Origin of the sequence: Rhodococcus sp. ZPP (assembly GCF_017656075.1) — a bacterium.
Lineage (GTDB): Bacteria > Actinomycetota > Actinomycetes > Mycobacteriales > Mycobacteriaceae > Rhodococcus_F > Rhodococcus_F oxybenzonivorans.
On the sequence record NZ_CP058641.1, the window covers coordinates 76,466 to 89,163 of the forward strand.

The 12,698-nt window shown below is 67.2% G+C and carries 11 protein-coding genes and 2 pseudogenes; 9 read left to right on the forward strand and 4 right to left on the reverse strand.

Annotated features, from left to right (window positions below; all coding sequences use genetic code 11):
* Window positions 1–10: 10 nt before the first annotated feature.
* The 9 genes and pseudogenes from HYG77_RS37040 to HYG77_RS37080 all read left to right on the forward strand — a co-directional run.
* Window positions 11–474: pseudogene (locus HYG77_RS37040) on the forward strand (transporter substrate-binding domain-containing protein); the annotation flags it as partial.
* Window positions 475–708: 234 nt separating this feature from the next.
* Entirely contained in the window at window positions 709–1,002 is a 294-nt protein-coding gene (locus HYG77_RS37045) for a hypothetical protein (RefSeq protein WP_159929396.1), read from the forward strand.
* A 140-nt stretch (window positions 1,003–1,142) separates the two neighbouring features.
* Complete coding sequence (locus tag HYG77_RS37050) at window positions 1,143–1,298, forward strand: hypothetical protein (RefSeq protein WP_159929394.1); 156 nt, start codon at window positions 1,143–1,145, stop codon at window positions 1,296–1,298.
* Between the two features lie 216 nt (window positions 1,299–1,514).
* Window positions 1,515–1,880 (forward strand): metalloregulator ArsR/SmtB family transcription factor, encoded by a 366-nt coding sequence (locus HYG77_RS37055; protein WP_159929392.1) that lies wholly within the window; start codon window positions 1,515–1,517, stop codon window positions 1,878–1,880.
* Between the two features lie 120 nt (window positions 1,881–2,000).
* A complete protein-coding gene (locus HYG77_RS37060) occupies window positions 2,001–2,879 on the forward strand; it encodes a hypothetical protein (RefSeq protein WP_159929390.1) in 879 nt (292 codons plus the stop codon).
* Window positions 2,880–2,941: 62 nt separating this feature from the next.
* A complete protein-coding gene (locus tag HYG77_RS37065; RefSeq protein WP_201453714.1) occupies window positions 2,942–4,846 on the forward strand; it encodes a phosphoenolpyruvate carboxykinase (GTP) in 1,905 nt (634 codons plus the stop codon).
* Between the two features lie 328 nt (window positions 4,847–5,174).
* Window positions 5,175–6,932, forward strand: coding sequence for a SulP family inorganic anion transporter (locus HYG77_RS37070; protein WP_159929388.1), 1,758 nt, complete (start codon window positions 5,175–5,177; stop codon window positions 6,930–6,932).
* Window positions 6,913–7,323 (forward strand): DUF5313 family protein, encoded by a 411-nt coding sequence (locus tag HYG77_RS37075; protein WP_159929386.1) that lies wholly within the window; start codon window positions 6,913–6,915, stop codon window positions 7,321–7,323. The genes HYG77_RS37070 and HYG77_RS37075 overlap by 20 nt, the downstream gene beginning before the upstream one ends.
* 232 nt (window positions 7,324–7,555) lie before the next feature.
* Window positions 7,556–8,815, forward strand: coding sequence for a KasA/KasB family beta-ketoacyl-ACP synthase (locus HYG77_RS37080; protein WP_159929384.1), 1,260 nt, complete (start codon window positions 7,556–7,558; stop codon window positions 8,813–8,815).
* A gap of 4 nt (window positions 8,816–8,819) precedes the next feature.
* Here HYG77_RS37080 and HYG77_RS37085 read toward each other — a convergent pair whose 3' ends face one another.
* The 4 genes and pseudogenes from HYG77_RS37085 to HYG77_RS37100 form a co-directional block, all read right to left on the reverse strand.
* Window positions 8,820–9,929 (reverse strand): IS630 family transposase, encoded by a 1,110-nt coding sequence (locus HYG77_RS37085; RefSeq protein ID WP_159929382.1) that lies wholly within the window; start codon window positions 9,927–9,929, stop codon window positions 8,820–8,822.
* Window positions 9,930–9,987: 58 nt separating this feature from the next.
* A pseudogene (locus tag HYG77_RS37090) lies at window positions 9,988–10,882 on the reverse strand (IS5 family transposase).
* A complete protein-coding gene (locus HYG77_RS37095) occupies window positions 10,822–11,733 on the reverse strand; it encodes a hypothetical protein (protein ID WP_159929380.1) in 912 nt (303 codons plus the stop codon). Before HYG77_RS37095 ends, HYG77_RS37090 begins: the two are co-directional and overlap by 61 nt.
* Window positions 11,733–12,596, reverse strand: a complete 864-nt coding sequence (locus HYG77_RS37100) for an ABC transporter ATP-binding protein (RefSeq protein WP_159929378.1) — start codon at window positions 12,594–12,596, stop codon at window positions 11,733–11,735. The genes HYG77_RS37095 and HYG77_RS37100 overlap by 1 nt, the downstream gene beginning before the upstream one ends.
* Between the last annotated feature and the right edge of the window lie 102 nt (window positions 12,597–12,698).

Sequence of the window (12,698 nt, forward strand, 5' to 3'; positions counted from 1 at the left end):
GGAGAGCCGTTTTTCCACCGTGTACTTTCAGGCCTCCCAGCGTCTGCTGGTACCTGCGGACTCGGCCATTACCGGCCCGTCGGATCTGGCTGGCAGACGGGTGTGTACCTACATCGACACCACCTCTCTCGCCACCATTCAGCGTGTTTCACCTGAGGCAACGATCGTCGCGGTGCCGGACTGGGACGATTGCCTGACGACTCTGCAGCGGGGCCAGGCCGACGCGGCCAGTACCGACGATTCCATCCTCGCGGGCCTGGCCGCGCAAGACCCGAATCTGAAGATCGTGGGACCGGAGCTGGAGTCGGAGCCGTACGGAATAGGCGTCAACAAGCACGATGACGAACTTGTTCGATTCTCAACGGCACCCTGGAGCGACTGCGCGCGGACGGTACCTGGATGGCTCTCTACGACAAGTGGATGACTCCATTGGGCCCGGCGGCCGGCCCGCCCGGCGCTCTCTACCGTGACTGACCGGTCGTGCCCGTGGAGCCGAGATATCCATGTCAAACAGCAGCCAGATCGGCCACTGCGTCACAATTGCGCAGGATACGATGAAACTCTCCCGATCTGGAGGGAGGTGGCGCCCGTGGAGAAGGTCGAATCGAGACCGGGGACGAGCCGCTGCAGGGTGGGCAGATCAGCACGGTCGTGTGTCGGCCTGGGTCCGCACCGTCTACCTCGGCTGTGGTGCGGCAGGTGAGGGCGATGACCGAGCAGTATCTCGTGGGCGAATTCTCGCTCCTGCTCACCCAGTTACACGCGGCGGCAACGAATCCGGGAGTCCGTGACCGTATCGCCGTGCTCCGACGGCAGGTGGAACTGCTGCCTCCGACGGCGTTATCACCGGCGCTGGCGGGCGCGATGAGTCTGGCCGATGCTTCGTGTTGGGAGTCTCTGACGCAGGGTGACACTGCGGCCTTCGCCTGCCAGGCGGCGGTCTCTGCGGAACTGTGCGAATTCGGCGTCTGCTCCGGGCTGCTCGGCAGGTCCCGGCGCTGATCGATGGACAATGGGCTGCCTAGCTTTTCAGCCCGGACACTGGTTGTCCGTGGGATCGGTGGGGCCCACCACTGCGGCCCGGCGCCGCCGGCAAGGAACTCGGCAACGATGGACCTTGCGAGAGCGCGGACGGAACCAGGGTGTCTGCGTCGGGGGCGACGCCGGTCCGGGCGGTGGTGCCGTCGATCGAGGAGACGGCGAACCCCGCCCGAGCCGAACCCGACGGTGTCGCCGACGCCGACGTGCCTCGCGTCTGCACCGCTCGGCGTCTCCACGGCGCTGCCCGATGCGCATAGGTTGGTCGACGTGTGGGAGTGGCGGAAAATTGTGGCGGGAGCCTATTTCGGCGTGCCCGGGACGGGTCCGCAGCGCGAGCCCCAGCAAATTGCTAAGATTCGCAAGTAAACCAACCTGCGGGACCTGTAGGTTGCACGCCATGCAGGAGAATCGGCCGCGGCGGGTGCGAAACACACCTCGCTGACGCCGGATCGACCCGGACGACAGGAGGCGTCATGGCCGCGAACTCGCGCCAACCGCTCTATCAGATGAAGGCAGACTTCTTCAAAACATTGGGGCATCCTGCTCGCATCCGGGTCCTCGAACTGCTCAGTGAACGGGAACACGCCGTCTCCGAAATGCTGCCCGAGGTGGGGATTGAGCCGGCGAACCTGTCCCAGCAATTGTCGATCCTGCGGCGCGCCGGCCTGGTGACGGCCCGACGCGAGGGCCTGTCGGTGTCCTACGCCCTGACCTCGCCGCGCATCGCGGATCTGCTCACCACCGCGCGCGGAATCCTCACCGGGATGGTGGCGGGCCAGGCGGAGTTGCTCGAGGACGTTTCCGAACCTCCTGCCTTGGTGGGTGAGGTCCGGGGCTGACGGGGCCCACCAAGGCAGGAATCTCACACCCGCGCTACTTGCGAATTTTCTAAAGTGCGTACATCGTATAAGTGAGTGGCACGGAGAATCATCTCTCGATCCGACAAAGGGAAGTCAACGGTGACGAAGAATCACGATGGTGGCGCCAGCAGCCCTCTCGACGGCGGTGTGTCCTTTGCGGGAATCAGTGTTGCCGTCGTCGCGGTGTCCACCACCCGCGCACGCACGGCCGGGTCGGCGCGGACCCGGACGCCGTGGGTCGCCATGGAAGATTACGCGACCCTCATCCGTGACCGCACCCCGATTCGTGCCCTCCGCCTTCCCCTGACCACAGGCGACCCGCACACGGTCGCGGACCGGATCATCGGGCTCGGGTCCCGGGTGTGCGCGGTCTTCGTGTTGGGATTGGGGCACACGGACGCCGCGTCGGTGCAGCGCGAGGTCGAAGAAGGCGGCGGTCCTCTTGTCATTACCGAACTCGACGTACTGACCGTGCCCTTGGCGGCGGCGACGATCACCGTCCTGCGCCGCCGCAGCGTGCCGCCGCGCGCGGGCCGAGTCGTCATCACCAACCCCCAGTGGGCACCGCTGCTGGCGCCGGTGTTGATCACCTCGGGGGTCGGTGATCTCAGCAGTTGGCACGAGCGTGACGCGGAGGCGTTTCCGCTGCGCCGCCTGATGGAACACAACGACGTCCTGGTCGATCTCGCCGGCTGTGCCCCCGAGACCGCCGCGCCCGGTCGCACGGTGGTGGTCCCTCCCGATCTCTACGCCTACGACGCCTTGGTGCTGCCCGGACTGCTCAGCGCACTGTGCGGGCACGGTGTGCGGCGGTTGACGGTCGAGGTGGTGGCCGCCTGCGTGCGGGCGTTGGCGCTGATCACCCCGGCCGACCAGATGCTCCCGTCCCTCGACGACCGGCTACTGGTCTCGGCCGTCGCCCGGCACGCGAGCAGGACGATCGGCCACGCACCGCCATTCAGCAACCAGCACCAGTAGGCCACCGCGAGCGGCGCGAACCCCGTCCGCTCGCATGACGAAAACATCTCGAGGAGAACATCGTGTCAACCTCCATCGCGTCCGGTCTGGGGGGCGCCCCCACCGCGCATCCCGGCATCGCGTCCTGGGTCGAAGACGTCGCCGCCCTCACCGCGCCGGACGAGGTGGTCTGGTGCGACGGCTCGGCGGCGGAATGGGACCGTTTGACCACACAACTGGTCGAGCGGGGCACCTTCGTGCGGCTCGAGCGCAAACCCAACTCCTTCTGGTGCGTCTCCGATCCCGAAGACGTGGCCCGGGTCGAGGACCGCACCTTCATCTGCTCCCAGTTCCAGGCCGACGCGGGTCCGACGAACAACTGGATGGACCCGGTCGACATGAAGACCGTGATGACCGAGCACTACCGCGGCGCGATGTCCGGTCGGACGATGTACGTCATCGCGTTCTGCATGGGACCCCTCGATGCCGCCGAGCCCAAATTCGGTGTTCAGATCACCGACTCCGCATACGTCGCGGTGTCGATGCAGATCATGACCCGCTCCGGTTCCGCGGTGTGGGACAAGCTCACCGCGGGCACCGAATTCGTCAAATGTCTACACTCGGTCGGCTCCCCGCTCTACCCCGGGCAGACCGACACGCCGTGGCCGTGTGATCACACCAAATACATCTCGCACTTCCCCGACGAGCGCACCATCTGGAGCTACGGCTCCGGCTACGGCGGCAACGCCCTGCTCGGCAAGAAGTGCTACTCGCTGCGCATCGCCTCGAAGATGGGCAAGGACGAGGGCTGGCTCGCCGAGCACATGCTCATCCTCAAACTCACCTCCCCGCAGCAGAAGGTGCACTACATCGCCGCGGCGTTCCCGTCCTCCTGCGGCAAGACCAACCTCGCCATGCTCGAACCCACCCTCGACGGGTGGACCGCGGAAACCATCGGCGACGACATCGCCTGGATGCGGTTCGGCGAGGACGGGCGCCTCTACGCGGTCAACCCCGAGGCAGGATTCTTCGGTGTCGCCCCCGGCACCGGTGTCCACACCAACCCGCACGCGATGGCCACCATCGAGCGGGGCAACTCCATCTTCACCAACGTCGCGCTGACCGACGACGGCGACATCTGGTGGGAAGGCATGACGGACACGCCACCGGCCCATCTGACGGACTGGAAACGACGGGACTGGACCCCGGCCTCCGGTGAGCCCGCGGCGCACCCGAATTCACGGTATTGCACCCCGATCGCCCAGTGCCCGACCGTGGCCCCCGAATGGAACGATCCTGCCGGGGTGCCGATCTCGGCGATCTTCTTCGGCGGCCGGCGTCCCACCACCATCCCGCTGGTCACCGAATCGCGCAGCTGGCAGCACGGGGTGTTCCTGGCCTCGACCCTGTCGTCGGAGACCACGGCCGCCGCGGCCGGGCAGGTCGGCGTCGTGCGCCGCGACCCGATGGCGATGCTGCCATTCCTCGGCTACCACGTCGGGGACTACTTCCAGCACTGGCTCGACATCGGCACCCGGACGGACGCCGAGTTGTTGCCGAAGATCTTCTACGTCAACTGGTTCCGCCGCGGCGACACCGACGAGTTCCTCTGGCCGGGCTTCGGGGAGAACTCCCGGGTCCTCGAATGGGCGCTGCGGCGGATCGAGGGCACCGCGGAGGCCGAGGAGACCCCGATCGGCTTCGTGCCCACCCCGGGCGCCCTCGACCTGACGGGCTTGAAGTTCGATCACACCAAGATCGCCGCCGCCTTGAAGGTCGACTCGACCGAATGGGTGGCCGAGACCCGGTTGATCGACGAGTGGTACGCGAGGATCGGCGGCAACACGCTGCCCGACGTCCTGCGCCAAGAGCTCGGAGCCCTCAAGCTCCGCCTGGCCGAGCTCGAACCCGGCGACATCCCGCACCGCAAGGGCGCCCACGCTACCTCCGGTGAGAAGGAGTCGCGCTGGTCACGACCGCAGTTCTGACCCGGGACGCGCGCCGGGCCCCTTGCCAGAGCAGCACGGATCAGCTCGAGACCGTGCCGGATTCGGAGCGGTGCGGCCGTCCGGTCCCGGCCACGACCAGCGTCCGGCGCCCACACCCGGGGCAGCAGTCGTCGCCGGCCCGCAGCGCCGACACCCGACACCACCGCCCACACTCGGTGCACTGCAGAATTCGCCCCCGCAGGGCCGCGATCCGTGTTACCCGCATCACTCAACTTCCGATAATAGTTACTTGCTAACATTAGCAATTATAGATGATCATTTCGCCTCCCGGATTTTGCCCACCGTCCGTCACCACCGAGGAACCTCGATGACTGAACCGTCCACCCCCACCGCATCGCCCGACGCGACCGAGAACCCTCTCGGTCGCGCTGCGCGTGCGGCGGCCGCGCTGCTGCCGCGCTGGAGTGAGTGGAAACCGGCGATCCGCGCCCCCGGAGCGGACCTGTTGGCCGGGCTGATCGTTGCGCTGGTGGCGCTCCCGCTCGCGTTGGGCTTCGGCATCAGCACCGGATTGGGCGCCGCGGCCGGCCTGACCACCGCCGTCATCGCCGGCGCCGTGGCCGCCGTCTTCGGCGGATCCCGATTTCAGGTCTCGGGCCCGACGGGCGCGATGACCGTGGTGTTGGTGCCGATCGTGCACGAGCACGGCGGTAGCGGGGTCCTGGCGGTCGGGCTGATCGCCGGGGTGGTGCTGGTCGTTCTCGCCTTCGCCGGAGTCGGCCGCGCCGTGCGGTACATGCCGGCCCCGGTGATCGAGGGGTTCACCGCCGGCATCGCCGTGGTCATCACGTTGCAGCAGTTTCCCGCTGCGCTGGGAATCGCCGACGCCGAGGGGGAGAAGGTGTGGCAGAGCGCGGCGGACGCCGTCCACAAGTTCGCGCAGGACCCGTCCCTGCTGACTCCGGCGACCGCACTGGTGGTGGCGGCGGCGATCCTGCTGGGCGGCCGCTACTTCCCGAGGATCCCGTTCTCCCTGGTCGCCGTGGCCGCCGCGACCGTCGTCGCGGAACTCTTCGGCCTCGACATTGCCCGGATCGGCGCCATTCCGGCCGGGTTCGCCGCGCCCACAGTGAGTTTTCTGCATCTCGGGGAGCTGACCTCCCTGATCGCACCCGCGCTGGCCGTCGCCGCGCTGGCCGCACTCGAGTCGTTGCTGTCGGCGACTGCCGCCGATTCGATGGGAGTCGGCACCAGGCACAATCCCGACCGCGAACTGTTCGGGCAGGGCTTGGCGAACATCGCCGCTCCCCTGTTCGGTGGGGTGCCGGCCACCGGGGCGATCGCCCGCACCGCGGTGGGGGTGCGCTCCAGTGCCCGCACCCGGCTCGCGGCCCTGACGCACGCGATCATCCTGGCGGGCATCGTGTATCTGGCGGCCGGGCTCGTGGCGCAGATCCCGCTCGCCGCCCTCGCCGGGGTGCTGCTGGCGACCACGGTACGGATGGTCGAGACCGCCTCGATCCTGGCCATCACCCGTGCCACCCGCTCCGATGCGGGCGTCCTGGTGGCCACCTTCCTGGTGACCGTGGCGCTCGACCTGGTCACCGCGGTCGCGGTCGGTGTCGCGTTCGCCGCGATCCTCGCACTGCGGGCGGTCGCCAGATCCGCCCGCATCGAGCAGGTACCGCTCGAATCCGACGACCACATGGCCGAGGAACACGACCTGCTCCGCGAGCACATCGTCGCGTACCGGATCGACGGCGCCCTGTTCTTCGCCGCCGCCCACCGGTTCCTCCTCGAACTCGCCGAAGTCTCGGACGTCAAGGTGGTCATCCTGCGCATGTCACGGGTCACCGCCCTCGACGCCACCGGCGCCCTCGTCCTCAAAGACGTCATCACCAAACTCGAACACCGCCACATCACCGTCTTGATCTCCGGAATCAAACCCGAGCACCTCCGGCCGCTCGAAGCCCTCGGGGTGTTCACCACCACCGGCAGCGAGGAGCGGCACCTCTTCGCTACCACCCCCCGGGCGATCAGCTACGCCCGGATGCTTCTGCTCACCGAAGGCCATCACATAAGCCACGATGTCGAAGGACTGATCCATGACCCACAACACGCCTGACCCCTCGCCCGCTCCTCCGACGACACCGACCTTCGGTCAGCACCTCGGCTACCTCGCCGGCCGCACCCTGCCGGCCCGGCTGCACCCCTGGGTCATTCACGACACCACCGGTGCCGGTGCCACCCGCCGCTACGTCACCCGCTGCCTCATCCCCCTCGTCCCCATCCTCGCCGGACTCCTCTTCATCCCCGGCCCCTGGATCATCCGCATCGGGATGGTGCTGCTGCTGTTCCTGCCGTTCGTGTACTTCCTGCTGGCACTGAAGAAGATCTACCTCCGCCACCGGCTCGTCAGCCACGGCCTCGACCCCGCACTCCTCGACCTCCACAAACAACGCCGCCTCGACGACGAACAAGCCTCCTACGAGTCCCGCTACCGGTCGGCCCCCTAAACCGGCGTCGCCGGGAGAGGAGCGTGCCCCGGTCGGCAGCGACCACACCACCGGCGGCACACCTGGTCGCCTTCTGCACCTCAGCAGACCCGTCACTGCGAATCCCCCGTCCGGTCACCGTCCGGTGAGAGATCCGCATCGAAGGAAAGGACGCCACACCGATGCTCGGCACCCGAAAAGACGACACACCCACCGCTCCGGCAGTCCCCCACAGCCCGACGAACGGGACCAGATGAGTACGGCCGCAGATTCCACGTCGACCCGCCGGCGGGTTCCCGCCGTCGTGGTCACAAGCCTGGCGGCATCGACGTCGATAGCCGGGGACGTCGAGGGCACCTGGCAGGGTCTACTTGCCGGTGAGAGCGGCATCGATGTCCTCCACGACCCGTTCGTCGAGGAATTCGATCTGCCGGTGCGGATCGGTGGGCACCTGAAGGTGTCACCGGATTCTGCACTGACACGGGTCGAGACGCGGCGGTTGAGCTGGGTCGAACGCCTCGCGCTCATCCTCGGTCGGACGGTGTGGGTGAACGCCGGCAGCCCGGACGTGGACAAGGATCGCCTCGCGGTCGTGATCGGAACCGGGCTCGGCGGCGGCGATGCCCTCGTCGATGCCGTCGAGAAGATGCGCGCCGGCGGGTACCGGAAAGTCTCGCCGTTCTCCATCCAAATGATCATGCCCAACGGGCCCTCTGCCATCGTCGGCCTCGAACTCGGTGCCCGTGGCGGCGTCATCACCCCGGTCTCCGCCTGCTCATCCGGCTCCGAGGCCCTCGCACACGCATACCGGATGCTCGTCATGGGTGACGCGGACATGATCGTCGCCGGCGGCGTCGAGGGACCCATCGAGGCGGTGCCGATCGCGAGCTTCGCGATGATGCGCGCCCTCAGCACCCGCAACGACGCCCCCGCGGCAGCGTCTCGTCCCTTCGACACCGACCGCGATGGCTTCGTCTTCGGTGAAGCCGGTGCGCTGATGGTCCTCGAAACCGAGGACCATGCCAAGGCGCGGGGGGCGACAATCCACGCCCGACTCCTCGGCGCGGCCATCACCTCGGACGGATACCACCTCGTGGCCCCGGACCCGGCCGGAACCGGCGCCGCCCGGGCCATGACCAGGGCCATCGCCATGGCCGGACTCGGCAAGTCGGACATCGGGCACATCAACGCGCACGCCACCTCGACACCGATCGGCGACACCGCCGAGGCGCACGCGATCAACACCGCCGTCGGCGACCACGCCGCGGTCTACGCACCCAAATCCGCACTGGGGCATTCCGTCGGTGCCGTCGGCGCGCTCGAATCCGTGCTCACCGTCCTGAGCGTGCGCGAGGGGATCATCCCGCCGACCCTCAACCTCGACAATCAAGATCCCGGCATCGAACTCGACGTCGTCAAGGGTGAACCCCGCCGCGGCGCATTCGACTTCGCCATCAACAACTCGTTCGGGTTCGGTGGCCACAATGTGGCGCTCACCTTCGGGAAGGCATGACAGCCTAGTGTCCCGAGTCGCTAATTGTTTTATTGATGTTGGTGCAGTAGCGGGCGAGGCTTGCGAGGATTTCGTCGGCGGTCTTGGTCCATACGAAAGGTTTTGGATTCTCGTTCCATGCGGCGATCCAGGCGTTGACGTCGTCTTCGAGGGCTTTGACGCTGCGGTGGGATGAGCGGCGGAGTTTGCGGTTGGTCAACTCGCCGAACCAGCGCTCGACGAGGTTGAGCCAGCTACCCGAAGTGGGGGTGAAATGCAGGTGAAACCGAGGGTGGCTGGCCAGCCATTTCTTGATCGCTGGGGTCTTGTGTGTTGCGTAGTTGTCGCAGATCAGGTGCAAGTCCAGCTCGGCGGGGGTGTTGGCGTCGATGGTTTTGAGGAACCGCAGGAACTCCTGGTGCCGGTGGCGACGCTGGTGCTGGCCGATGACCTTGCCGGTGGCGATATCCAACGCCGCGAACAGGCTCGTGGTGCCGTAGCGGACGTAGTCGTGTGTCTTACGTTCGGGGGTACCCGGCATCATCGGCAGCATGGGCGCGGTGCGATCGAGCGCTTGCATCTGCGATTTCTCGTCCACTGCCAGCACCATCGCCTTGTCTGGCGGATCGAGGTACAACCCCACGACGTCACGGACTTTGTCGATGAACAGAGGATCGGTCGACAGCTTCCACGTGTCTACCAGGTGCGGTTGGAGGCCAAATGCCCTCCAGATCCGCGAAATCGCTGTCTGGGACATCCCGGTCGCCGCCGCCATCGACCGGGTCGACCAGTGACTGTCACAGTTGACCGGCTGCTCCTCGAGAGTCTTGGTGATCACCATCTCAACCTGGGCATCGCTCAGCTTGCGCGGCGCACCAGGCCGGGCCTCGTCGCTCAAGCCTTCCAGTCGATCCTCCAGGAATCGCTTGCGCCACTTGCCAACAGTGGGCAGCGACACCCTCAATTGTCGCGAGACCTCGCTGTTGGACAAGCCGTCAGCGCACGCCAGCACGATCCGGGCCCGGGTCGCCAGCGATTGAGCGGTCTTACCTCGGCGCGCCCACCCCTGCAACGTATCTCGCTCGGCCTGACTCAGTTCCAGCGCGGCCAGCTTCGGTCCACGACCATCACCCATTGATACACTCTACCAAGATGGCAACGAATTAACGACTCGGGACACTAGAGCGTGTCTGCTATTTACGGACACGATGATGAATGACGAGCGCAGCGAAGAGTACGCCACCGAGGAAGGTGGTGGCGTACTTGTCGTATCGAGTGGCGTTGCCACGCCACTGCTTGAGACGCCCGAAACCACGCTCGACGGTGTTGCGTTCGCGGTAGCGGTCCTTGTCGAACGCCGGCGGTCGACCCCCGTCCGATCCTTTCGCCTTGCGACGTCGGATCTGGTCGCGGCGTTCGGGGATGGTGTGCGAGATTCTGCGTTCCCTCAGGTTCTTTCGGGTGCTCGGGTGCGAGTACGCCTTGTCGGCCAGCAGGCGGAACGCTTCGGTGTCGTGGGCGCGGTGCGCGTCGAGCAGCGGCGCCAGGTAGGGGTTGTCGCCGGCCTGTCCCGGCGAGAGCATCAGCGTCAGTGGGCAGCAGAAGGTGTCGGTGAGGGCGTGGATCTTGGTGCTCAGCCCGCCGCGGGAGCGGCCGAGTGCGTGGTCTGCGGGTTCGTTGGCCAGATTCTTGTCATTCGACCGAGCCCCCTGTGTGCGCATCGGTCAGGGCGCCGGCCGAATGCTGGTGTGCGCGGACAATCGTCGAGTCGATCGACAGCAGACGTTCGAGCTGTCTCTCTCGTTCGGGGGCTGCCGCCCGCACCGTGGCGAACATCCGAATGTAGGTGCCGTCGTCCGACCAGCGGCGATGCCGTTCCCAGATCGACTGCCACGGGCCGAAGTATTCGGGCAGATCGCGCCACGGTGATCCGGTTCGGAACCGCCAGGCGATTCCTTCCAGGGTCAACCGGTGGTCGTTCCATGGACGCCCCCTTCGGCCCGCCAGTGCGGGTAGGACGGGCTCGATCACAGCCCACAGGTCATCGGGGATCTCGTCGGCGCGCAACACATACCCAGCATCACGCATCTATCCCCGAACATTAAGCAGACACGCTCTAGTCGTGGGGCCACCAGTCCCGCCCCCACGTCGCGGCGAGAAACGAGCCCGTACGCGGCCGCCAGGGCGACGGCGGCGAACCCGAGCGACAGCGCCAGCGGCCACCAGCGCGGGTCGACGAACACCCTCGTCTGCTGCGACCACGCGATAGGCGAGAACCAGGACAGCGCACTGCCGTGCTCGCCCACCAGGTCACCGATCCCGCGCAGCAGGAAGGCGGCCCCCAGAACGGCCGCGGAGCACCCGGTGGCGGCCCGCGCGTGTTCGGTCACCTGAGCGGTGAGCGCGGTGATGGCGGCGAAGACCATCCCGAGGGCGGCGAAACCGGTCAGCAGCAGCAGGGATCCGGCCGGGTCGACTCCGGTGCCGGCCAACGCCGCGGCGCCGACGACGACCAAGGCGGCGTTGGCGACGAGCGCGGTGAGCATCGCCGCGGTCAGCGGAGCGAGCCTGCCGACCACCCCGGCGAGCACGAGTTCGGTGCGCCCGGCTTCCTCTTCCATGCGGGTGTGCCGCACGATCAGCATGATGTTCATCAGCGCGGTCGCCACCATCAGGTACAGGGCGTACTGGTTGGCCAGGAACGCCTCCCGAGTCGGGGCGTCCATGCCGTAGCCGGGACCGGACATCATCACCGCGGCAGGGGTATTGGCGAACGATGCGACGTTCTCGATGTCCTCGGGGGTGGGATAGGCCAGCTTCAGGGCGTTGGCGAAGTACATCGTCATCACCGCGGTGCCCAGCACCCACGCGGGCAGCTTGATCCGGTCCCGCCGCAGAGTGAACCGCACCAGAGTCGCGGTGCCGCGCAGGGAGGTCATCACCGCCGCCCGATCTCGGCGACCTCACGGTCGTCGCCGTAGTGGCGCAGAAACAGCTTTTCGAGGGACGGTGGTGCACTCTCGAGGCTGCGCACCCCGTACCCGGCGAGGTGCCGGATCACCTCGTCGAGGCGGGTATGGTCGACCTCGAAGACGGTGCGCCCGTGCTCGATCCGCAGCTCGTGCACCCCGTCGAGCCGGGCGAGACCGTCGGCGTCGCGGTCGGTGGTGACGGTGATCGTCGAGCGGGTCAGATGCCGCAACTGTTCGAGGGTGCCGGATTCGACCGCGCGCCCGTCCCGGATGATGGTGACGGTGTCGCAGAGCTTTTCGACCTCGGCGAGGATATGACTCGACAACAACACGGACTTCCCGTCGCGTTTGGCCTCGCCGATGCACTGCTGGAAGACCTGCTCCATCAGCGGGTCCAGGCCCGAGGTCGGTTCGTCGAGGATGAGCAGTTCCACGTCGGAGGCCAATCCGGCGATCAGCGCGACCTTTTGGCGGTTGCCCTTGGAGTAGGTGCGGCACTTCTTGCGCGGATCGAGGTCGAAGCGGTCGATCAGGTCGGCGCGGCGGGCCGGGTCGACGCGCCCGCGCAGCCGGCACAGCAGGTCGATCGCCTCCCCGCCGGTCAGGGTCGGCCAGAGGCTGACATCGCCGGGCACATAGGCCAGGCGCTGGTGCAGGGTAACGGCATCGTGCCAGGGGTCGGCTCCGAGGACCGTGGCCCGGCCGGTGTCGGCGCGCAGCAGCCCGAGCAGGATTCGGATGGTGGTGGACTTGCCGGCGCCGTTGGGGCCGAGGAAGCCGGCGACGGTGCCGCGGGCGACGGTCAGGTCGAGATTGTCCAGTGCGGTCACCGGGCCGAATTTCGGCTCTCTTGCTCTGAATGTGGATGGCCCTGCATGTGGTAAGGCAGGTGGTGTGGGGGTGGGCGCACGGGCCGCCCGTAGGGTCGAAAG

What these genes read in the sequence shown, in the direction of transcription:
- HYG77_RS37070 (WP_159929388.1), top strand. Translation starts at nt 5,175, where the DNA reads ATGACTGAACCGTCCACCCCCACCGCATCGCCCGACGCGACCGAGAAC.
- HYG77_RS37045 (WP_159929396.1), top strand. Translation starts at nt 709, where the DNA reads ATGACCGAGCAGTATCTCGTGGGCGAATTCTCGCTCCTGCTCACCCAG.
- HYG77_RS37055 (WP_159929392.1), top strand. Translation starts at nt 1,515, where the DNA reads ATGGCCGCGAACTCGCGCCAACCGCTCTATCAGATGAAGGCAGACTTC.
- HYG77_RS37075 (WP_159929386.1), top strand. Translation starts at nt 6,913, where the DNA reads ATGACCCACAACACGCCTGACCCCTCGCCCGCTCCTCCGACGACACCG.
- HYG77_RS37080 (WP_159929384.1), top strand. Translation starts at nt 7,556, where the DNA reads ATGAGTACGGCCGCAGATTCCACGTCGACCCGCCGGCGGGTTCCCGCC.
- HYG77_RS37085 (WP_159929382.1), bottom strand. Translation starts at nt 9,929, where the DNA reads ATGGGTGATGGTCGTGGACCGAAGCTGGCCGCGCTGGAACTGAGTCAG.
- HYG77_RS37095 (WP_159929380.1), bottom strand. Translation starts at nt 11,733, where the DNA reads ATGACCTCCCTGCGCGGCACCGCGACTCTGGTGCGGTTCACTCTGCGG.